Raw genomic sequence first — 21,110 nt, 5'->3', positions numbered from 1 at the left:
CCCCCACACCATGAGGAGCACCCCATGACGAAGCGCGTCGCCGTCACCGGCTCGTCCGGCCTGATCGGCGGCGCGCTTCGTCGTGCGCTCGCGGAGCGCGGCGACGAGGTCGTCCGACTCGTGCGCCACGCCCCCTCGGCGCCGGACGAGGTCCAGTGGGACCCCGCCAGGGGCCGGCTCGAGTCATCCGCGCTCGACGGCGTCGACGCCGTCGTCAACCTCGCCGGGGTCGGCATCGGCGACCGCCGCTGGAACGCCGAGCACAAGCGTGAGGTCGAGCGCTCACGCACCGACGCCACCGGCACGGTCGCGCAGGCGCTGGTCTCCCACCAGGAGCGCACCGGCGAGGCCATCCGTCTCGTCAACGCCTCGGCCGTCGGCTACTACGGCGACCGCGGCGACGAGCACCTCACGGAGTCCAGCGCGCCGGGGCAGGACTTCCTCTCCGGGGTCGTCGTGCGCTGGGAGGGCGCCGCGCAGCCGGCCGTCGATGCGGGGCTCCCAGTGGCCTTCACCCGCACCGGTCTCGTCATGGCGCACGAGGGCGGAGCCTTCGAGCAGGTGGTCCTCCTCGGTCGCCTCGGCCTCGGCGGTCCGATGGCGTCTGGTCGCGAGTGGTGGCCGTGGATCACCCTCGTCGACGAGGTCCGCGCGATCCTGCACCTCGTGGACCGACCGGACCTGACCGGCCCGTTCAACCTCACCGCGCCGGGCTCGGCCCGGCAGCGCGAGATCGCGTCGGCCATCGGGTCGGCGCTGTCGCGTCCGGCCTTCGTGCCGGCGCCGCACTTCGCCCTGCGGGCCGTCATCGGCGAGTTCGCCGACTACGTCATCGCGAGCCAGCGCGTCGAGCCCGAGGCGCTGCTCGCCTCCGGCTTCACCTTCGAGCACCCCGACCTCGAGGGCGCCGTCAGGTGGCTGGTGCAGCGCTGATCGCGCTGATCCGCCACCCCGGCTCCCCGCGCACGAGGCGGAAGTCGAGCTGACGCCCTGCGTCGGCCGGGCGGGGTGAGCGCGCGCCCGCGGCGTCGACGACGACGTAGGCGGTCCAGTCGACGCGGGCACGCACGACAGCCTCCGTCGACGTCCCCGACACGAACACGGCATCGGCCACCTCGAGGCGGAGCCCCTCCCACCGGGTGTGCGTCTCGAGGAGCCCGCTGACGAGGGCCCGGTCGCTCGTGAGACTCGCTGAGGCCGGCGCGTGGACGCCCGTCAGCGTGGTCGCGTCTCGGGCGACGAGCGACGCCGCACGGCGGTCGCTCAGGGCCTGCAAGAGGTCCTCGGCCTGTCGGGACGGGCTCGACGGGTCCGTGAGCACCCGGTCGAGGCCCGGAGCCGCCGGAGCCCGGGACGCCGTGGGCCGAGGCGCCGGCGGACGGGGATCGGAAGCGCCGGCGGCTGCGGTCGGGGCGCTGGACCTCGCGGAGGACCTGGCGGAGGGGGTGGCGGAAGAGGCGGCGGAGGAGGTGGCGCGGCCCGTCACCGCTGCGTGGGGAGTCGGGTCGGGGGCTGGGTCGGCGCCTCGGGCCGTCAGGGCCCAACCGGCGGCAGCGAGCAGGGGGGCCGCGACGAGCGCCGACGCGAGCACCCGGCGGGGCCAGCGGCGTGGCGGCGACGGGACCGGCACCGGCTCACGGCCCGCATCGGCGCGTAGCCGGTGCGTCAGCGCCGACGCCTCGTCCGGGCCGACGACCACCTCGACGGGCTCGGGCGTCGCGGCGTCGTAGAACAGCCGCGCCAGCTCGGCGGCGCCGGGTCGCAGGGTCGGCTCGGGGTCGATGGCGGCCCCGACGACCTTGGCGAGCTCAGGACCGAGATGGCTCACGATCGTCTCGGGGTCGAGGCGGATCGTCGTGTCGGGGGCGCCGTTGCCGGTCAGGCAGAACCACGCGACGGCGCCGAGGGCGTAGACGTCGGAAGCCTCGTCGGGCTCGGAGCCGAGGCCCACCTCCGGGGCCACGAAGCCGGGCGTGCCGTGCACGGCACCGGGGTCGCGACCGGCCACCCGGACGGCCCCGAGGTCGAGCAGGACCGGGCGGCCGTCGTCGGTCACCGTGATGTTGCCGGGTGAGATGTCGGCGTGCAGACCCCCGGCCGAGTGGAGGTGGGCCACGGCCTCGCACACGGGGGTCAGGACGGTGACGACCTCGCCGGGGCGGAGGTGTCCACGGCTGCGCACCATGCCCGCAAGCTGCGCGCCCCGGACGAGGTCGAAGACCAGGGCCTCGCGACCGTCGGCGAGGGGCACCACAGAGCGGAGCGGCACGAGGTGGTCGTGCTGCACCGCGAGCAGCACCTGCTGCTCGGCGACGGACTGCTGACGGTCGAGCTCGTCCCGGCCGCGGTGCGGGACCTTGATCGCGACCCTTCGGCCGGTGGCGTCGGTGCCGGACCACACGACGGCCGAGGCCCCTGCCCCGATCACCCCCTCGACGCGGTGCCCCGGGACGTCGGGCCGCTGCGGGGTCTGCGGTCGCTCGTTGTCGGTCACCAGCTCATGCAAGCAGTCCTGGGACGAGCCCCGGGCGGGTCATCCACAGGCCAGCCGGGACGAGCCCTGCAACCACCCTGCCGGCCGACCGGCAAGACCCGGTGACCCCGCCACCCGGCATACGCGAGCGAGCCCGTCAGGGCAGAGTCAGGTCTGTCGGCCGGGTCAGGGCGTCTGGCCCGGCGTCACGACCTCGACGACGCGGCGGTCACGAGCACTGATCCGGGCGGCGTCGAGGACGGCGAGGACGTGGACGGCGTCGCGCGGGTCGACGGGCATCGTCGCCTGCGGGTCGGACGCGACGAGGGCGGCCGCCACGGCCCGGTAGAAGTTGGCCTGGTCCGCGTCGGTCACGACGGGTCCGGGCACGCGCTCGTCGCCGCGCACGACCCAGCCGATGGCGTCGCCGTCGTTCTCGAACTCGGTGAAGGCGCTGACGTCGTCGACCTGCCGGCCGATGACGAACGACCCGGCCGCCCCGTTGACGCGGGCCCGCGGGCCGGGGGCGCCGTTGACCGAGCTCGACATGACGTGGCTGACGACGCCCGAGGTGTGCCGGCACGCGAGGAACGTGTCGTCCTCGGCGACGGTCGTGCGCGAGTCGACCTCGGCGTAGACCGACTCGACCTCTCCGTGGAGCAGCACGGCCTGGTCCACGAGGTGGGTCTGCAGGTCGAGCAGCAGGCCGCCCCCATCCTCGGCCGGCACCTGCTCGCGCCAGCGCTGCTTGGGCACGGGACGCCAACGGTCCCAGCGGTATTCGGCACGCCAGATCTCGCCGACAAGCTCCTCGTCGCGCACGATGCGCAGCGCCGCGAGCTCCGGGTCGAAGCGCCGGTTGTTGAAGACCGTGAGCGGGACGCCGTGGTGCGCCGCGAGGTCGACGACGTCGAGGGCGCTGCTGGCGTCGACGGCGAGCGGCTTGTCGACGACGAGCGGCAGGCCCGCCTCGATGACCCGCTCGGCCTGCTCGGCGTGGACGCCGCTCGGCGACGCGAGGACGACGAGGTCGAGTCCGTCGACGCCGAGGAGGGTCTCGAGGTCGGGGACGACCTCGGCGCCCGGGAGGTCGGCGCGCACCTCGTCGGCGCGGGTCGCCTTGGACGTCGAGACGGCCGCCACCGTGAGCCCGGCACGCCCGATGAGCGGGGCGTGGATGCCGCGCCCCGCCGAGCCGTAGCCGACGAGCCCGACACGCAGCGGAGTGGACGGGGACGGCGCGGTGGCAGGCATTCCGGCATCGTATGCCGCCCGGCGTAGGGTGGCCGCATGCGCTTCGTCCACCTCGGCCTCGACCCCGACTTCGTCGACTACGAGCAGGCCTGGCAGGTCCAGCGCGACACCCACGCGAAGGTCGTCGCGGGCGAGGAGCCCGACACCGTCTACCTCCTCGAGCACCGGGCGGTCTACACGGCCGGCAAGCGCACCGAGCCGCAGGAGCGACCGAACGACGGCACGCCCGTCATCGACGTCGACCGCGGCGGCAAGATCACCTGGCACGGGCCGGGCCAGATCACCGGCTACCCCATCGTCCGGCTCCCCGGCCCCATCGACGTCGTCGGCTACGTCCGGCACATCGAGGAGATGATGATCCGCGTCTGCGCCGACTTCGGCGTCGAGGCGGGCCGCGTCGAGGGCGAGAGCGGCACGTGGATCGCCGAGGACGACCGCGGCCCGCGACGCAAGATCGGCGCCATCGGCATCCGGGTGAGCCGGCAGGTCGCGATGCACGGCTTCGCGTTCAACTGCAACCCCGACCTCTCGTGGGGCGAGGTGATCATCCCGTGCGGCATCGTCGGTGCGGGCGTGACCTCGCTGTCGTTCGAGCTCGGTCGCGACGTTCCGGTCACCGAGGTGCTGCCGCACGTCGAGAAGCACCTCGCCGACATCCTTCCGACGCTCCGGCCCAACCGCCGCGCCCTCGCCTGACGACGCGCCTCGCGCCCCTCCGGACGCGGGTCATGGCGTATGCCGTGTCGTGACCGTCGCGTCCGCTGCGAGACCGGGTGCCACCCCCTAGGGTGACGACCACCAAACCGGTCGAACCAGGGGGATCGATGGACGTCGCCGTCCGCACCGTCAACCTACGCAAGACGTACCTGAGCCGAGGATCGCGACGCGTCGCCGTCACCGGCCTGTCGATGGCCGTGCCGCTCGGCGGGGTGCACGGCTTCCTCGGCCCCAACGGGTCGGGCAAGACGACGACGATCCGGATGCTCCTCGGCCTCGTGCGCGCCGACTCCGGCACGGCCGAGGTCTTCGGCGAGGCGGTCCCGAAGCGCCTGCCGCAGGTCATCGACCGGGTGGGCGCCATCGTCGAGTCGCCGAAGTTCTTCCCGACCTTCACAGCTCGACAGAACCTCGTCCTGCTCGCCGGGGCCATCGGCAGCCCGCGCCACCGCGTCGACGAGGTGCTCGAGGCCACCCACCTCGGCGACCGAGGACGTGACCGCTACTCGGGCTTCTCCCTCGGCATGAAGCAGCGCCTCGCCATCGCGGCCACGCTGCTCAAGGACCCGGACCTGCTGATCTTCGACGAGCCGACCAACGGGCTCGACCCGGCTGGCATCCGCGAGGTGCGCGACACCATGAGATCCCTTGGCGCAGAGGGCAAGACGGTGCTCGTCAGCTCCCACATCCTCGCCGAGGTCGAGCAGGTGGCCGATACCGTGTCGATCATCGGGCACGGCTCGCTGCTCGCCGAGGGCCGCGTGAGCGACATCCTCGGCGGTGCCGGCGCGAGCGGCGTCGGCCAGGTCCGGGTGGGCGTCGCCTCGCCCGACCGGGCCGCCCAGGTGCTGCAGGCCGAGGGCTACACGCTGACCCGCGACGACGCATACCTCATGGTCGGGACGGACGACCCCTCCGCCGTCACGCGGTCGCTCGCGGGCCACGGCCTCTACGTCAGCGAGCTCGTGCCGGTGCGTGCGGACCTCGAGTCGGCGTTCCTCGCCCTCACCGCCGGTGAAGGCCTCGGGGGCGAGGCCGACCGGGTCGCCGGTGGCCGCTCGGACGGAGGTGCGTCATGAGCGAGACCCTCGTCTCCCCCGACTCCCGGCCCCGTACCGAACGCCGGCCCAAGGGCACCTCGTTCGCCGGGCTCGTCGGCGTCGAGCTGCGCCGGCTGTGGTGGCGCCGCCTCACCAAGGCCGCCGTCGTCGCCGTCGTGCTGTTCACCGGCGCGATGGTCTACAACGCCTACACGGCGAGCGCTCCCGAGCGGCTGGCCCAGCAGCTCGATGACTTCCGCACCATGACGCAGCAGGCCCCGCAGATGCTCGAGGAGTGCAAGAAGCAGGAGGCGATGGAGCGCGACCGCAGCGGCGACCCGGCGGTCGACTTCGGCTGCGACCAGCAGCAGACCCCCACGCTCGAGGACATGGGTCTCGTGCTGCCCGTGGCGGACGTGATCACCGAGGGCATCGCCAAGGTCGGGGCGCTGCTGCTCGCCTTCGTCGCCCTGCTGCTCGGGGCCAGCTTCGTCGGGGCGGAGTTCTCCACCGGCTCGATGGGGACGTGGCTGACCTTCGCGCCGCGACGGCTGCAGGTCGCCTCCAGCAAGCTGACGGCGGCCGCCCTCGCGGGCGCCGGCATCGCCCTGCTCGGCCTCGTCCTGGGCAACCTGGGCGCCCGCATGGTCGCCGTGGTCAACCGCCCCGGCGACGACCTCGTCCTGCCCGACCCGGCGCAGCTCACCGACCCGCTGGCGCTGCTCGGGCTGCGCGTCGTGGCGCTCGCCGTCGGCGCAGGACTCATCGGCGCGGCCCTCGCCCTGCTGCTGCGCCACACCGCGGCGATCATCGGGGTCGTGCTCGGCTACGCCGTCGTCGTCGAGGGCATCGCCGTGCAGTCCTTCCTGCAGGGCCGGCTCCAGCGCTGGTCGGTATTGCACAACATCGAGGCGTTCGTCGAGAAGGGCTCGACGTACTTCGCCGAGTCGTGCACCGACGCGCGCTGCGAGTACACGCAGCACACCATCACCTACACCCAGGGCTGGGTCTTCCTGCTCGGGGTCGTCGTCGCCATCGTGGCGGTCGGGCTCGTCGCGTTCCGGAGGCGCGACGTGAGCTGAGGGGCGCCGGGGACGTCGGCAGACGGCATACGCCATCGGCCGTGTCCGGGGATATCCGCACGGGGGCGTAACCTGTGCGAAGCAGCAAATCCCGACCAAGGAGCCCGTGTGTCTGTCGTTCCCGACGGCCGTCGTCTGCTGCGCGTCGAGGCGCGCAACGCCGAGACCCCCATCGAGCGCAAGCCGTCCTGGATCCGGACGACCGCCAAGATGGGTCCCGAGTACACCGCACTGCACTCGATGGTGAAGTCCGAGGGCCTGCACACGGTGTGCCAAGAGGCCGGCTGCCCCAACATCTTCGAGTGCTGGGAGGACAAGGAGGCCACCTTCCTCATCGGTGGTGACGTCTGCACCCGCCGCTGCGACTTCTGCGACATCGCGACCGGCCGGCCGACCTCCCTCGACCTCGACGAGCCGCGCCGCGTGGCCGAGTCGGTGGCGCAGATGGGCCTGCGCTACTCCACCGTCACCGGCGTCGCCCGTGACGACCAGCCCGACGGCGCGGCCGGTCTCTATGCCGAGACCATCCGCCAGATCCACCTGCTCAACCCCAACACGGGCGTCGAGATCCTCCCGCCCGACTTCGGCGCCAAGCCCGAGCTCGTGAGCCAGGTCTTCGACGCGCGTCCCGAGGTCTTCGCCCACAACCTCGAGACGGTGCCGCGCATCTTCAAGCGCATCCGTCCCGCGTTCACCTACGAGAAGTCGCTGCAGGTGCTGACGATGGCGCGCGAGGCGCAGCTCGTCACCAAGAGCAACCTCATCCTCGGCATGGGCGAGACCGACACCGAGATCGAGGAGGCCATTCGCGACCTGCACGACGCCGGCTGCGACATCCTCACGATCACCCAGTACCTCCGCCCCTCGAAGCTGCACCACCCGATCGACCGGTGGGTCAAGCCGGAGGAGTTCGTGCACTGGTCCGAGGTCGCCGAGCAGATGGGCTTCAAGGGCGTCATGGCCGGCCCGCTCGTCCGCTCGTCCTACCGCGCCGGCCGCCTGTGGGCGACCGCGATGCGCAAGTGGGGCCGCGAGATCCCGACGCACCTGTCGCACCTCGCCGAGGCCGCCGAGTCCCCCGCCCGCCAGGAGGCGGCGTCGTTGGTGGCGCGCGGCCAGGGCGCCGTATCCTGAGCACCATGGCACGCAACAAGGACGGCGACGCGAGCAGCGCGCCCCAGGAGAAGAAGCAGGGACGACTGTCCCAGATCCGAGACGTCTATCGGGTCTCCAAGCAGGCTGACCCGGTCATCGGCTGGTTCATGCTGCTGTCGTTCCTCGTCGTCTTCGGGGTGCTCCTCGTCGTCGGCTTCATCGTCAAGCTGCCGTGGATCTTCGGCATCTTCGGCGTGCTGTTCGGCATCCTCGCCGCGACGATCGTCATGAGCCGGCGTGCCGAGCGCGCGGCCTACAGCCAGATCGAGGGCCAGGCCGGCGCCGCCGGCGCTGCGCTCACCTCGATCCGCCGCGGCTGGTACACCGACCGCGAGCCCGTGGCCGCCGATGTCGCCCGTCCCGGCGACATCAACTCGGCCGCCATGGTCTACCGCGCGCTGGGTCGCCCCGGCGTCGTCCTCGTCGGCGAGGGTCCGACCGCCCGCGTCCAGAAGCTGCTCGCCACCGAGAAGAAGCGCGTCGAGCGCGTCGCCCCCGGTGTCCCGGTCACGACGATGCGTGTCGGCTCGGGCGAGAACGAGGTCCCCCTCCCCAAGCTCGCGAGCAAGGTCCAGCGCCTCAAGCCGCAGATCACCAAGGACGAGATGGCCCTGGTCAACAAGCGCCTCAAGGCGCTCGGCGGCCTCCGTGCTCCCCTGCCGCCCGGCGTCGACCCGATGCGGGCCCGCATGGACCGCAAGGCCCTGCGCGGCAAGTGATCCCGGGCCGCTCGGACGGCACCAACCTGACGTATGCGGAAGGCCGGCTCCCCGTGGGAGCCGGCCTTCCGGCATACGCCGGCAGTCGGTGTGCGGCGCGAGGTCAGCGCCAGGTCAGCGGGTGCGCACGATGACGGTGCCGGGAGCCTTGTCGTGCAGGCCGCGGCCGTCGCGGTCCCAGACGACGGCGGGGATGAACATGCACAGCAGCACGGTGCGCGCCAGGGCCTGGACCGGCAGCACCCGACCGCTGCCGCCGAGGGAGCGGACCTGCAGGCCCACGATCCGGTGACCGATCGTGAAACCGACCGTGCCCACGAGGAGCAGGTGCATGACGCCGAAGACGGCGAGCACGATGAAGCTCTGGCCTCCGGAGGCCGGCGGCTGCGAGAACGGCAGCGGCACGCCGAACAGACCGCGCGCGATGACGGAGGCGATCGCCCAGTCGATGAGCACGCCGACCAGGCGGATGCCGAAGCCGGCCACCGACCCCGGTCCGTGCTGGGGCAGGCCGATTTCGCGGCCCCGGTACTGCGCGTCGGCGCTCGTGCGCTCACGGGGGCCCTGGAGCCATGAGCCGAAGTCCTTGCGGTCCACCACGGGACCAGCGTAACGAGACCCGGTCCCTACGGTTTGCCCGGGCCTGTCCATCCGTAACACCGGCGAAACATGAGGGTCATGGCCGAGAAATCGGTTGTCGATAGTGTCGACACCGACAGCACGGGGCCGTCCCACGCCCCCTGACGCTCTGAGGATCGCCAGGACCGGACGACCTCGCCCCACATCAGGAGGTTGGATGTTCAGCTCAGCCGACGAGGTCCTTGCGTACATCAAGGACGAGGACGTCAAGTTCGTCGACATTCGGTTCTGTGATCTGCCCGGTGTCATGCAGCACTTCAACGTGCCGGCTGAGTCGGTCGACGAGGACTTCTTCACCGTGGGCCAGATGTTCGACGGGTCCTCGATCCGCGGCTTCCAGGCGATCCACGAGTCCGACATGAAGCTCGTGCCCGACCCCGCCACCGCGTTCATCGACCCGTACCGCGTCGAGAAGACGCTGGTCATGAACTTCTCGATCCTCGACCCGTTCACGGACGAGCGCTACAGCCGCGACCCGCGCAACATCGCGAGCAAGGCCGAGGAGTACCTCAAGTCCACGGGCATCGCCGACACCGCCTACTTCGGCGCCGAGGCCGAGTTCTACGTCTTCGACGACGTGCGCTTCGAGACGAAGGCGAACGCGTCCTACTACTACCTCGACTCCATCGAGGCCGCGTGGAACACCGGCCGCGAGGAGGAGGGCGGAAACCGGGGCTACAAGACCCGCTACAAGGGCGGCTACTTCCCCGTCTCCCCCGTCGACCACTTCGCGGACTTCCGCGACAAGATCTGCCTCGAGCTCAAGGAGGTCGGTCTCAACGTCGAGCGCAGCCACCACGAGGTCGGCACCGCGGGCCAGATGGAGATCAACTACCGCTTCAACACGCTGCTGCACTCGGGCGACGACCTCATGAAGTTCAAGTACGTCGTCAAGAACTCCGCCTGGGCGCAGGGCCACACCGCGACCTTCATGCCGAAGCCGCTCTTCGGCGACAACGGCTCGGGCATGCACACGCACCAGTCGCTCTGGAAGGACGGCGAGCCCCTCTTCTACGACGAGCGGGGCTACGGCGGCCTGTCGGACATCGCGCGCTGGTACATCGGCGGCCTGCTCAAGCACGCGCCGTCGCTGCTCGCCTTCACCAACCCGACGGTGAACTCCTACCACCGCCTGGTCCCCGGCTACGAGGCCCCGGTCAACCTGGTCTACTCCGCCCGCAACCGCTCGGCGTGCGTCCGCATCCCGATCACGGGCACGTCGCCGAAGGCCAAGCGTATCGAGTTCCGCGTTCCCGACCCGTCGGCGAACCCGTACCTCTGCTTCGCCGCCCAGCTGATGGCGGGCCTCGACGGCATCAAGAACCGCATCGAGCCCCCGGAGCCGGTCGACAAGGACCTCTACGAGCTGCCGCCCGAGGAGCACGCGGCGATCGAGCAGGTCCCGGGCTCGCTGCCCGAGGTCCTCGCGGCGCTCGAGGCCGACCACGACTACCTCCTCGAGGGCGACGTGTTCACGGCCGACCTCATCGAGGCGTGGGTCGAGTACAAGCGCAAGAACGAGGTGGACCCGATCCGCTTCCGCCCGCACCCGCACGAGTTCGAGATGTACTTCGACCTCTGATCACCAAATCGCGACTGAACTGCGGCTCTTTGTTCACATGAAGGCCTAGTCCACAGTTGGTCCGCAAGCCGGAGATCCAACGAGTCCGCCCGTGCTGCCAGCACCACTGCAACGGCAGCGCGGGCGGACTCGTCTGCGTCCGGCCGCATGTGGCGAAACCTGTCGAGAGTCGTCGCGGTGCCGTCGACCACCGGCTCCACGGCGTCAGCCGCAGAGGGCTCTGTCGGCAAGGTTGTTGGCCATCAAGCTGTTGTCGGAGTTGACCATCGCGACGACTGCACGGGTGTGGTCCGGCGTCGCCCAGGCGACGACCTTGAAGCCTGGGATGGAGCCACCGTGGCCGATGACCGACCCACAGCTCAGGCTGCCGATCCACAGACCGAGGCCGTAGTCGCCGGACCCGAAGGGGCTGGTCCCGGTGGGCTTCTCCATCTCGCGGACGAGACGCACCGGGAGGAGGGCGCCGGCAAAGAGCTCGGTGTAGAAGCGGTCGACGTCCTGAACGGTCGACACCACTCCTCCGCTGGCCCACATCACGCCCAAGGGGAGTCGATCTGCCAGCTGTCCGAGCCGGTAGGCGGAGTAGCCGAGCACCGTGAACGTGCCCGCGAGCGTGGTGGAGGTCATGCCGGCCGGCGCGAAGACCCGTTGTTGCAGCGCCTGCGCCAGCGTCGTGCCGCTCAGCTTCTCGACGAGCAGCCCGAGAACGGTGTAGCCCTGGTTGGAGTAGACGCCGAACGCGCCGGGTTCGAAGTCGAGCCGGGCGGCCGACGCCTTCAGCAGCGCCCGGTAGGTCAGGGGCCGGACCGCAGCCACGTCCACATCTGTCAGATCGTGCAGCCCTGAGCGGTGGCTGAGCAGCTGGCGGATGGTGATCCGGTCCGAGGGCACGATGCCAGGTAGGTAGCGGTTGACCGGGTCATCCAAGGCGACTCGCCCGGAGGCGACGAACTGGAGGACCGCGGTCGCCACCATGGACTTCGTGAGGCTCGCCACGGGGAAACGATCCTGGACTGTGAGTGCCCGCCTGCCGGCGACGTCAGCGAGACCGTGCACGAGCACTGCCGTGTCCTTGCCGTCCCGGACGAGGACGACGGCGGCCGAGCTGTCGGCGACAGCGGAGACGAACGCCGTGCGCACCGCGGCCTGCGCACGGGCCAGGGTCCCGGTGCGGGTGGTGACCGGCGTGGCAGGTCTGGAGTGTGCCGCCACGGTCGGTGCCTTCGCTCCGGGGGCCGTCGAGCCCGGAGCGGCCTGGCAACCTGCCGGCGCGAGAACTACTGCCGCAAGGGCCGCGCTCATCGTGACTCGGCCGACGGCGCATCTGATGCTCTTGTCGGTGTCCATGCCACGAGGGTGCGCCGCAGGGACGGAGCTGTCTGTGCGCTGCATGACACAGCGACGCAAGGCGATCTCGAGCGTTCGGAGGTGGTGCGGCTGTCGAGGGTTCGTCGGGTCCCGCCCCACGACGGGTACGTCATCAGACATGACCGAGAACTCCCCCGACCTCGAGCGGTTCGTGCGCGCCCAGGACGCAGGCGGCACCTACGCGTCCGCGCTGGCCGAGCTGAGGGCGGGGTCCAAACGCGGTCACTGGATGTGGTTCGTGTTTCCGCAGGTGGCGGGTCTCGGACTCAGCGAGACAGCGAGGGCGTATGCCGTGTCGGGCCTCCCCGAGGCACGGGCCTACCTGCGGCATCCCGTTCTCGGACCCCGCCTCCGTGAGTGTGCGCAGGCGCTGGACAGCCTCGGCACCAGCGACCCGGTCGAGGTGCTCGGCTCCATCGACGCGACGAAGCTGCGCTCGTCGATGACGCTCTTCGAGCGAGCAGCGGACGATCCTGCCGACGCCGAGCCCTTCGCGCGCGTGCTGGAGCACTTCTTCGGTGGCCGCCGCGACGACGCCACGACCGGGATCCTCGGCTCGTGACCGTGGAGCGCGCCGAACGCGACACCGGCACCAGAGACTCCGCGCCGGTCACGGACACTCCCGACAGTCCGGACCCGCGACGGTGGAAGGCCCTGTGGGTCTGCCTCGTCGCCGGCTTCATGACGCTCCTCGACGTCAGCATCGTCAACGTCGCCCTGCCCTCGATCCAGTCCGGGGTGCAGGCCACGCCGAGCGACCTGCAGTGGGTCGTGTCCGGCTATGCCCTCGCCTTCGGCCTCACCCTAGTGCCCTCCGGTCGCATCGGCGACGTCCTGGGCAGGCGAACCGTCTTCGTCGTCGGTGTCGTGCTCTTCGGACTCGCCAGCCTCGCCTGCGGACTCGCGCCCGGGAGCGCCCTGCTCGTCGTGGCAAGGCTCGTGCAGGGAGCCGCCGGCGGCGTCCTCAACCCCCAGGTCTCCGGCCTGATCCAGCAGCTCTTCCGGGGCGCCGAACGCGGACGCGCGTTCGGCCTGCTCGGCGCGACCATCGGTATCTCGACGGCCGTGGGTCCCGTCGTCGGGGGCGTCATCCTCGACGGCCTCGGCGAGCAGACCGGCTGGCGGTGGATCTTCTTCGTCAACCTCCCGATCGCCGTGGCCGCGGTCGTGCTGGCGATGCGCTGGCTGCCCGACCCTCCGGAGCGCGACCGCACCCGGCGCATCGACGGCGACCCCGTCGGCGTCGTGCTGCTCGGCGCCGGCGTGCTCGGCATCCTGCTGCCCGTCGTCGAGAGCGGTCGTGGCGGCGCCAGCGTCCCGTGGTGGGTGGCCGTCATCGGGCTGGCCTTCCTCGTCGGCTTCCTCGCGTGGGAGCGCGCCTACACGCGCCGCGGCCGGAGCCCGCTCGTCGACCTCGCGCTCTTCCAGGTACCCGGCTACGCGTCAGGGGCTGCGGTCGGCACCATCTACTTCGCCGGCTTCACCGGCATCTTCTTCGTGCTGACGATCTTCTTCCAGCAGCAGCTGGGCTACACGCCGTTGCTCGCGGGTCTCGCGGTCACCCCGTTCGCGGCCGGCTCGGCCGTGACCTCGGCGATCGGAGGCCGCCTCGTCAGCCGTTTCGAACGGTCGCTCGTCACCGTCGGGCTCGGCATCGTCCTCGTCGGCATCATCGCCGTCGACGTCGTCCTCGGCACCGTCCACGGCTCCTCGCTCGGCTGGTGGCTCGCCGGCCCCCTCCTCGTCGCCGGCATCGGCAGCGGCCTCGTCATCTCCCCCAACATCACCCTGACCGTCGACCGGGTCCCCGTCGACCGGGCTGGCACCGCAGGTGGTCTGCTCCAGACCGGCCAACGCATCGGCACGGCTGCCGGGATCGCACTCGTGGGCGCGGTCTTCTACTCCGGAGCCGCCTCCGGACAGGGGCTCCAAGCCTCCGCGGCGCTGCGGGTCGCGGCGGTGCTCGTCGCCGTCGCGCTCCTGGCCAGCGCCCTCGACCTCCGAGGTCGGCGCCGGCGCGCACGAGACGCCTGACGGCATACGTCCAGCACGACACGCCGGTCGCAACGAACCGGTTTCCTCAAACGGCTGCGCCAAAAAGGGACAAAAGGTTTGAATCGAACCGTCATCGGCGTCCCGGTCGGTGGCCTCGCCTCACGACCGTGTCTGGAAGTTCCGATGAAGCCCACCTCAGCGACTCCCCCTCCCGGAGGCACCAGAGCCCTCGGAGGCCTCCGAGGCCTCGGGCGCCTCGGCCTCGTGCTGTCCGTCCTCGCCTCCCTCGTGCTGCTGCCGGCCAGCGCGCCCAGCGCCTCTGCGGGCGGCGTCCCGGTCCCCGCCACGCCCACCGGCCTGCCCGCCGCCATCGAGGGGCTCTCGCCCTACGTGCCGCCGACCGGGTGCGACCTGCGCACGCGCACGGGCTCGCTCAAGCTCGCCAAGCTCATCCAGGCGACGTATGCCAACACCTACGGACTGTCGCGTCCCTGCACCTCGGCGCTCACCCCGTCCTCGGAGCACTTCGACGGACGGGCCGTCGACACCTTCTTCAACGTGCGCAACGCCACCCAGCGAGCGCAGGCCACGGCCCTCATCAACTGGCTGCTCAGCACCGACAAGGCCGGCAACGGCTACGCGAACGCCCGGCGCCTCGGCGTCATGTACATCATCTGGAACAACAAGATGTGGAGCTCGTACCGACCCTCCGAGGGATGGCGCCCCTACAGCACCTGTGCGACGACGCCGTCCACGTCCTACGACACGGCGTGCCACCGCAACCACGTTCACCTCAGCCTCTCGTGGGAGGGCGCCAACGGCCGAACTTCGTTCTGGACCAAGGCGGTCGCCCCGGTCGACTGGGGTCCCTGCCGCCCCGCCGACCTCAACTGGTCGTCCGGCAACGCTGCCCCCAATGCCCGCCCCTGCCCGCGCTACGCCACCGTCAAGGCACCCGCCGGTGCCAGCGCGCTGCTCAAGGAGCTCGTGCCGCGGTCCGGGATGGTGCTGCGCCCCGGCATGAAGGGCCCGGCCGTGACGATCCTGCAGAAGGCCGTCGGGGTCTCGCCCGCGACCGGCACCTTCGGCTCCACGACGACCAGCCGCGTCAAGTCCTGGCAGACCAAGCACGGTCTCCCGGCCAGCGGCGTCATGTACTCGCCGACGTGGCGGGCGCTGCTGGCTGCCAACGGCATCCGTCGCTGACCCACCACCTCCACCACCACCGTCGCCGAGGCCCACGGGCCTCGGCGACGGTGTTCATGTGACGTGCCTGCTGGGCGACGGTCAGGCGGCGCGGGAGGACGTCGCGGCATACGCGTGGTCCACGGCCGTGCGCACGCGGCGGTGCGGCCACGTGGCGGCGACGACCATGATGAGGGCCAGGCAGACGGCGGCACAGACCGCGACGCCCTGGTGGGCGCTCGTGTGCTGGCCGACCCAGCCCGCAGCAAGGAACGACAGTCCGGCCGCCGCGATGGACACGCTGCCGGCGAGGCTGAAGATGCGGCCCCGGAGGGCGGGCTCGGTGACGAGCGCGAAGGTCGCCTGCAGCGGGACCATGAACGCCTGGAGCATGCCCGAGACGAAGAAGAGCGCTGCGACGACCCAGATCGGCGGGTGCAGCGCGGTCGCGAGCAGCGGCAGCGGCATGAGCAGGGCCAGCGGCACGATCGACTGGTTCTGCTGGTGCACGTCGCGCCGGCCGACGACGAGGATGCCGACGACGGCCCCGACGATCGGCGCCGCCATGAGCGCCCCGCCCCAGCCGTTGCGACCCGCGATCGGGATGGCGAGGGCCTCGGGGGCCGCGATGCCGAGGCTGGCCACGGCGCTCAACGTGACGAGGCGCGCGAGGACCGGGTGCCGGGCGAGGTCGCCGGCAGCGGTCGAGAGGTCGCGCACGAAGCCACGCAGGCCCTTGCCACGCTCCCCGGTGACCGGCCGCAGCGGCACGACGAAGAGGATGACGAGCGCCGCGACGACGAAGGTGAGCAGGTCGAGGAGCAGCCCGGTCTCGGCGCCGACGAGCGCGACGAGCCCGCCGCCGACCGCCAGACCGATGGCCTGGTTGAACTGCTCCGACATGGCGCCCAGCCCGACGGCACGCGCGTAGAGGTGACGGTCCTCGAAGAGGTCGGTGAGCAGCACCATGTTGGAGGCCGTCGACGCGCCACCGACGAGCTCGAGCGCGAAGAGGACGAGGAAGATCAGCCACAACGTCGAGGTCGTGAAGACGAGCCACATGATGACGAGCACGCACGCCGCCCGGACGAGGTGGGACCAGATGAGGACCCACTTGTAGGGGAAGCGGTCGACGATGGGACCCACGAGACTGCGCCCGAAGAAGGTCGGCACCAGACTGACGGCGAGGGTGGTCGCCGTCGCGAGCGGCGACGTCGTCCGCTCGAAGACCACGGCCGCGACCGTGACGCGGGCGATGTAGTCCCCCCACATCGACAGCGCGTTGGCCAGGAAGATCGGGAGGTAGCGCGGCACCCGGAGAACGGCGCCGTACGTCGGCACACTGCCGGCCTGGCCCTCGCTCCGAATCACGGGACGACGCTACCCCGAGGTGGGGACTCGTAAAAGTTGAAATCAGTGGCGTGGCGCGAGCGCCGCGCCACCCGGCGCCACAGCTCGGCCAAGGCCGCTCCCTCACCGGCGGAACGGCCCATGATGCGCCCGATCCCGTCGAGGTCGCGCAGGTCCGACGGGACACTGTCGATGGCCCTGCCGCGCCACAGCACGCCGGCGTTGCGCATGAGCGCACCGAGGCGCCAGGCCTCCCGGAGGGCGGTGGCATCCTCCACCGAGACGAGGCCCTCCTCGCTCAGTGCCGCGAGGCCCGCCATGGTGCCGGTCACCCGGAGCGCCGGGCGCTCGTGCGCGTGCCGGAGCTGGTGCAGCTGCACGACCCACTCGACGTCGGTGAGGCCGCCACGACCGAGCTTGAGGTGGGTCCGGGGGTCGGCGCCCCGGGGCAGGCGCTCGCTCTCGACCCGCGCCTTGAGGGTGCGGATGTCGCGCACCTGGCTCTCGCTGATGCCGCCCTCGGGCCACCGCAGCGGGTCGATGAGTGCGAGGAAGGCGTCGGCGAGCTCCTGCGGTCCCGCGATCGGCGTGGCCCGCAGCAGGGCCTGGAACTCCCACGTGAGGGCCCAGCGCTCGTAGTAGGTGCGGAACGAGTCGACGCTGCGCACGAGGGGGCCGGCCTTGCCCTCGGGGCGCAGGTCGGCGTCGAGGCCGAGACCGGGGTCGGGTCCGGACCCGGAGAGGAGCTTGCGCAGCTCCTGGACGACCATCGTCGCGAGGGTCTGGACGTCCTGTTCCGAGGAGTCGGGGTGCGGCTGGTGGACGAACATGACGTCGGCGTCCGAGGCGTAGCCGAGCTCCCGTCCCCCGAGGCTGCCCATGGCGACGACGAGGATGTCGCCCCCGACGGGGCGGCCCTCGCGCCGCTCCACCTCCTGGGTGGCGACCTCGAGCGCGACCTGGATCGTCGCGCCCGTGAGGTCGGTCAGGGCCTCGCCGACCCCGGCCAGGTCGATGACCCCCACGAGGTCACCCATGACGATGCGGAGCAGCTCGTGGCGCCGGATCGCGCGGATCGCGGCCACGGCGTCGGCGGCCGAGTCGCGCCGACCGGCCGCGGACTGCATCCTCGCGGTGATCGTGTCACGGCTGCGGGGCGTCAGTCCGTTGTCGTCGCCGAGGATCGAGACGCTCTCCGGGGAGCGCACGAGCAGGTCGGCGGCATACCGGCTGCGAGCCAGGCAGTGCGCGAGCCGGTCGGCGGCACGGCCCTCGTCTCGAAGCATCTTGAGGTACCAGTGCGTCGTGCCGAGGCCGTCGGAGACTCGACGGAAGGACAGCAGTCCGGCATCGGGGTCGGCCTCGTCGGCGAACCACCCGAGCATGACCGGGAGCAGGGTGCGCTGGATCGCGGCACGACGGCTGACACCGGTCGTCAGGGCCTCGATGTGGCGCATGGCACCGGCCGGGTCGCGGAAGCCGAGCGCGAGCAGGCGCTGCTGCGCCGCCTCCGGGCTGAGCCGCGCCTCGGTGGGGCTGAGCTTGGCGGCGGCCGCGAGCAGCGGCCGGTAGAAGAGGCGCTCGTGCAGCCGGCGCACCTCGCGGGCGGCGGCCTGCCGGTCGGCGACGACGGCGCGTTCCGGGTGCGTGCGGTGGCCCATGGCGCGACCGAGCCGGCGCAGGTCGGCCTCGGCCACCGGCATGAGGTGCGTGCGCCGGAGGCGGTGCAGCTGGATGCGGTGCTCCAGGCAGCGCAGGTGGCGGTACGCCCGGTCGAGCACGGCGGCGTCCTCGCGGCCGACGTAGCCGCCACGGGCGAGGGCTGAGAGCGCCTCGAGCGTCGTCGCGGAGCGCAGGCTGGGGTCGGTGCGCCCGTGCACGAGCTGGAGCAGCTGGACGCTGAACTCGACGTCGCGCAGGCCGCCCGGGCCGAGCTTGAGCTGGCGGGCCGCCTCGTTGGCCGGGACGTGCTGCTCGACCCGCCGGCGCATCGCCTGGACGTCCTCGACGAAGTGGTCGCGGCCGGCGGCCTCCCACACCATCGGCGAGATCTCGGACTTGTAGCGCAGCCCGATCTCCTTGTCCCCTGCGGAGACCCACGCCTTGAGGAGGGCCTGGAACTCCCACGTCTTGGCCCAGCGCTCGTAGTAGGCCTTGTGGCTGTTGATGGTGCGCACGAGCGGCCCCTGCTTGCCCTCGGGTCGCAGCGCCGCGTCGACGGGCCAGAGGCTGCCCTCCGGGGTCGGCGTCGAGCAGGCCCGCATGGTCGCTGTCGCGAGGGCGGTGCCGACGCGCAGGGCGGTCTCCTCGTCGGCGCCGTCGGCCGGCTCGACGACGAAGATGACGTCCACGTCGCTGACGTAGTTGAGCTCGCCCCCGCCGGTCTTGCCCATCCCGATGATCGCGAGCCGACAGGCCTCGTGGCCGTCGCCGTACTCCTCGCGGGCGATGACGAGCGCGGCCTCGAGGGCGGCCTCGGCCAGCTCGGCCAGGGCCTCGCCGACCGCCGGCATCTCGGCGAGCGGGTCTGCAGCAGTGACGTCGAGGGCGGCGATGCGCAGCAGCCCACGCCGGTAGGCGATCCGCAGGGCGTCGTGCGCCGTGTGATCCCCGCGGCCCTCGCCCACGGCGTCGACGAGATCGGTGCGCACCTGGTCCCCCGGCCGCCGCTCCGCGCGGGCGGCGTCGACCCAGTGCTCCGGGTGGCGGACCAGCTCGTCGACGAGGGCGCTCGAGGCGCCGAGCACGCCCAGGACGCGCTCGCGCCCGACGCCGGGCGCCGCGAGCTCGGTCGCGAACGCGGTGATCCCCCAGCCAGGGTCGTCCGCGAGCCGACCGAGCGCCTCTGCGACCCGCACGAGGCCCAGCAGGCACTGGTCGGGGTCGGCGGTCTCCGCCATGACGCCGGCGATCTCGTCGAGCTGACCGTCGGCCACGGCGGCCCGGATCGGCAGCAGCGCCCGGTCGTCGACGAGACCGACGGCCCGGTCGGGGTCGGCGAAGCCGAGCCGGGCGAGAGCGCCCTCGGTCGTGCTGGTGCGTGATGACATGGGTGCCGAACCGTCGAATCGCCAGGTGTGAGTGGGTGTTTCGCGCTCCGTCAGAGACGGGGCAGGTAGCGCTCGAGCTCGAAGCGGGTGACCTCGTGGCGGTAGTCGAGCCATTCCTGACGCTTGTTGCGCAGGAAGAAGTCGAAGACGTGCTCGCCGAGGATGTCGGCGACGAGCTCACTCTCCTCCATGACCTCGAGGGCGCGGCCCAACGAGGACGGCAGCGGCTTGATGCCCATGGCGCGGCGCTCGGAGTCGGTGAGGCTCCAGACGTCGTCCTCGGTCTCGGGCGGCAGCTCGTAGCCCTCCTCGATGCCCTTGAGCCCGGCGCCGAGGAGCACCGCGAACGCGAGGTAGGGGTTGCAGGCCGAGTCGAGCGAGCGGACCTCGACGCGCGTGGACTGGCCCTTGTTGGGCTTGTGCATCGGGACCCGGACGAGGGCGGACCGGTTGTTGTGCCCCCACGTCAGGTGGGCCGGCGCCTCTCCCCCGCCCCAGAGGCGCTTGTAGGAGTTGACCCACTGGTTGGTGACGGCGGCGATCTCGGCCCCGTGCCGCAGCAGGCCGGCGATGAACTGACGGCCGACCTTGCTCAGCTGGTAGGGCGCGCCCGCCTCGAAGAAGGCGTTGGAGTCGCCCTCGAAGAGCGAGAGGTGCGTGTGCATGCCGGACCCGGGGTGCTCCGAGAACGGCTTGGGCATGAACGTCGCGTAGATGCCCTGGCTCAGGGCGACCTCCTTGACGACCGTGCGGAAGGTCTGGATGTTGTCGGCCGTGCTCAGCGCGTCGGCGTAGCGCAGGTCGATCTCGTTCTGGCCGGGTGCACCCTCGTGGTGGCTGAACTCGACCGAGATCCCCATGTTCTCGAGCATCGTGATCGCGGCCCGGCGGAAGTCGTGGCCGGTGCCGTGCGGCACGTGGTCGAAGTAGCCGGCGTCGTCGACGGGGATCGGGCGTCCCTGCGCGTCGCGGCCCTGCTCGAGGAGGAAGAACTCGATCTCGGGGTGCGTGTAGAAGGTGAAGCCGAGGTCGGCCGCCTTGCCTAGGGCCCGCTGCAGCACGTGCCGCGGGTCGGCGAAGCTCGGCGTGCCGTCGGGCAGCTGGAGGTCGCAGAACATCCGGGCGGTGCCGGGCGGGTCGCCGCGCCACGGCAGGATCTGGAAGGTCGACGGGTCGGGCTTGGCGAGCATGTCGGCCTCGTAGACGCGCGCGAAGCCCTCGATGGCCGAACCGTCGAAGCCGATGCCCTCCGCGAAGGCCCCCTCGAGCTCGGCCGGGGCCACGGCCACGGACTTGAGGGTGCCGAGCACGTCCGTGAACCACAGACGGACGAAGCGGATGTCGCGCTCTTCGATCGTGCGCAGCACGAACTCTTCCTGACGGTTCATGTCTCGATCCTGCCGCATGGCTGTTTCACGGATGTTGCGACACACGATCCTCGGGACGGCAGGTGCGTCGTCAACGGGGTCGTATGCCGTGTGGTGCGCGTGCGAAGGGCCCC

General features: G+C 71.6%; 17 protein-coding genes. 10 read left to right on the top strand and 7 right to left on the bottom strand.

Going from position 1 to position 21,110, the window contains the following annotated elements; genetic code table 11:
* Nucleotides 1–24 precede the first annotated feature (24 nt).
* Nucleotides 25–933, top strand: coding sequence for a TIGR01777 family oxidoreductase (locus IEY30_RS02000; protein WP_030146338.1), 909 nt, complete (start codon nt 25–27; stop codon nt 931–933).
* Here IEY30_RS02000 and IEY30_RS01995 read toward each other — a convergent pair.
* Together IEY30_RS01995 and IEY30_RS01990 are read right to left on the bottom strand one after the other, a co-directional pair.
* The gene (locus tag IEY30_RS01995) at nt 911–2,494 is read right to left on the bottom strand and encodes a serine/threonine-protein kinase (RefSeq protein ID WP_052358136.1); all 1,584 of its coding nucleotides are present in this window, start codon (nt 2,492–2,494) and stop codon (nt 911–913) included. The two genes, IEY30_RS02000 and IEY30_RS01995, sit on opposite strands and share 23 nt — an antisense overlap.
* A gap of 165 nt (nt 2,495–2,659) precedes the next feature.
* Nucleotides 2,660–3,727 (bottom strand): Gfo/Idh/MocA family protein, encoded by a 1,068-nt coding sequence (locus IEY30_RS01990; RefSeq protein ID WP_030146340.1) that lies wholly within the window; start codon nt 3,725–3,727, stop codon nt 2,660–2,662.
* Nucleotides 3,728–3,763: 36 nt separating this feature from the next.
* Here IEY30_RS01990 and lipB point away from each other — a divergent pair, with 36 nt between their 5' ends.
* The 5 genes from lipB to IEY30_RS01965 all read left to right on the top strand — a co-directional run bounded on the left by lipB (nt 3,764) and on the right by IEY30_RS01965 (nt 8,440).
* Nucleotides 3,764–4,423 (top strand): lipoyl(octanoyl) transferase LipB, encoded by a 660-nt coding sequence (gene lipB / locus IEY30_RS01985; protein ID WP_030146341.1) that lies wholly within the window; start codon nt 3,764–3,766, stop codon nt 4,421–4,423.
* Nucleotides 4,424–4,551: 128 nt separating this feature from the next.
* On the top strand, nt 4,552–5,523 hold the full coding sequence (locus IEY30_RS01980; protein WP_030146342.1) for an ABC transporter ATP-binding protein: 972 nt from the start codon (nt 4,552–4,554) through the stop codon (nt 5,521–5,523).
* On the top strand, nt 5,520–6,566 hold the full coding sequence (locus tag IEY30_RS01975) for an ABC transporter permease subunit (RefSeq protein WP_030146343.1): 1,047 nt from the start codon (nt 5,520–5,522) through the stop codon (nt 6,564–6,566). The genes IEY30_RS01980 and IEY30_RS01975 overlap by 4 nt, the downstream gene beginning before the upstream one ends.
* A gap of 108 nt (nt 6,567–6,674) precedes the next feature.
* Entirely contained in the window at nt 6,675–7,700 is a 1,026-nt protein-coding gene (lipA, locus tag IEY30_RS01970; RefSeq protein ID WP_030146344.1) for a lipoyl synthase, read from the top strand.
* 5 nt (nt 7,701–7,705) lie between these two features.
* A complete protein-coding gene (locus IEY30_RS01965) occupies nt 7,706–8,440 on the top strand; it encodes a DUF4191 domain-containing protein (RefSeq protein ID WP_030146345.1) in 735 nt (244 codons plus the stop codon).
* A 114-nt stretch (nt 8,441–8,554) separates the two neighbouring features.
* Here IEY30_RS01965 and IEY30_RS01960 read toward each other — a convergent pair whose 3' ends face one another.
* Nucleotides 8,555–9,040 (bottom strand): RDD family protein, encoded by a 486-nt coding sequence (locus IEY30_RS01960; protein WP_030146346.1) that lies wholly within the window; start codon nt 9,038–9,040, stop codon nt 8,555–8,557.
* 196 nt (nt 9,041–9,236) lie between these two features.
* Between IEY30_RS01960 and glnA (IEY30_RS01955) the strand changes: the two genes are divergently transcribed.
* Nucleotides 9,237–10,661: a type I glutamate--ammonia ligase gene (gene glnA, locus IEY30_RS01955; protein ID WP_030146347.1), complete on the top strand. Its 1,425-nt coding sequence runs from the start codon at nt 9,237–9,239 to the stop codon at nt 10,659–10,661.
* Between the two features lie 204 nt (nt 10,662–10,865).
* On the opposite strand, the gene IEY30_RS01950 is transcribed toward glnA (IEY30_RS01955), so the two are convergent.
* Nucleotides 10,866–12,008: a serine hydrolase domain-containing protein gene (locus IEY30_RS01950; protein ID WP_188960085.1), complete on the bottom strand. Its 1,143-nt coding sequence runs from the start codon at nt 12,006–12,008 to the stop codon at nt 10,866–10,868.
* A gap of 139 nt (nt 12,009–12,147) precedes the next feature.
* Here IEY30_RS01950 and IEY30_RS01945 point away from each other — a divergent pair, with 139 nt between their 5' ends.
* The 3 genes from IEY30_RS01945 (at nt 12,148) to IEY30_RS01935 (ending at nt 15,230) form a co-directional block, all read left to right on the top strand.
* Nucleotides 12,148–12,591, top strand: coding sequence for a DUF1810 domain-containing protein (locus tag IEY30_RS01945; protein WP_030146349.1), 444 nt, complete (start codon nt 12,148–12,150; stop codon nt 12,589–12,591).
* A complete protein-coding gene (locus tag IEY30_RS01940; RefSeq protein ID WP_229674792.1) occupies nt 12,588–14,063 on the top strand; it encodes an MFS transporter in 1,476 nt (491 codons plus the stop codon). Before IEY30_RS01945 ends, IEY30_RS01940 begins: the two co-directional genes overlap by 4 nt.
* Before the next feature lie 144 nt (nt 14,064–14,207).
* Complete coding sequence (locus IEY30_RS01935) at nt 14,208–15,230, top strand: peptidoglycan-binding domain-containing protein (protein WP_030146351.1); 1,023 nt, start codon at nt 14,208–14,210, stop codon at nt 15,228–15,230.
* A gap of 81 nt (nt 15,231–15,311) precedes the next feature.
* Here the strand turns inward: IEY30_RS01935 and IEY30_RS01930 are convergent, their stop codons facing one another.
* Genes IEY30_RS01930 through glnA (IEY30_RS01920) form a run of 3 tightly spaced genes read right to left on the bottom strand, consistent with a single transcriptional unit; the run spans nt 15,312 to nt 20,997 of the window.
* The gene (locus tag IEY30_RS01930; RefSeq protein ID WP_030146352.1) at nt 15,312–16,580 is read right to left on the bottom strand and encodes an MFS transporter; all 1,269 of its coding nucleotides are present in this window, start codon (nt 16,578–16,580) and stop codon (nt 15,312–15,314) included.
* Nucleotides 16,577–19,609 (bottom strand): bifunctional [glutamine synthetase] adenylyltransferase/[glutamine synthetase]-adenylyl-L-tyrosine phosphorylase, encoded by a 3,033-nt coding sequence (locus IEY30_RS01925; RefSeq protein WP_030146353.1) that lies wholly within the window; start codon nt 19,607–19,609, stop codon nt 16,577–16,579. Before IEY30_RS01925 ends, IEY30_RS01930 begins: the two co-directional genes overlap by 4 nt.
* A 50-nt stretch (nt 19,610–19,659) precedes the next feature.
* Nucleotides 19,660–20,997, bottom strand: a complete 1,338-nt coding sequence (gene glnA / locus IEY30_RS01920) for a type I glutamate--ammonia ligase (protein WP_030146354.1) — start codon at nt 20,995–20,997, stop codon at nt 19,660–19,662.
* Nucleotides 20,998–21,110: the final 113 nt, after the last annotated feature.

This window comes from Terrabacter tumescens (assembly GCF_014646815.1).
GTDB classification, from domain to species: Bacteria; Actinomycetota; Actinomycetes; order Actinomycetales; family Dermatophilaceae; genus Terrabacter; species Terrabacter tumescens.
The sequence above is the reverse complement of the archived record's forward strand: the minus strand, read 5'-3'. Positions and strand labels throughout refer to the sequence as shown.